Origin of the sequence: Alkalihalophilus lindianensis (assembly GCF_032843265.1) — a bacterium.
GTDB lineage: Bacteria > Bacillota > Bacilli > Bacillales > Bacillaceae_D > Alkalihalophilus > Alkalihalophilus lindianensis.
The window spans coordinates 1-248 of record NZ_JAWJBA010000783.1 but is presented as its reverse complement, the minus strand read 5'-3'; the positions used below and the strand labels follow the sequence as shown (position 1 = coordinate 248).

General features: G+C 71.8%; 1 protein-coding gene. It reads left to right on the top strand.

What is annotated here, in order from left to right:
• On the top strand, window positions 1-211 hold a 211-nt coding region (locus RYX56_RS24325), incomplete at its 5' end, for a hypothetical protein (protein ID WP_317124381.1).
• Window positions 212-248 lie beyond the last annotated feature (37 nt).

The following is a 248-nucleotide window of genomic DNA, read 5'->3' as shown; positions in this document are numbered from 1 at the left end:
CTTCCCGGCGCGCACGGCCCGGCTGCACGCGCTCGTGAGCCTGTTGGCCGAGCCGGCCGCGCGCGTGGCGCTCTTTACCGCGCGCGGCGACCGCACATCGGTGCGCGAGTCGCTGCGCGGCTACCGAATGCTCTGGCGCGAAGCCCGGGCGCTGCTGCGGGGCGAGGTGAGCACAGGCCCCTATGTGCCTTCTTCTCGAAGCCACCTCTGAGCGCCGTCGAGCCTCTACGCAAACAGAACCTCTGGGC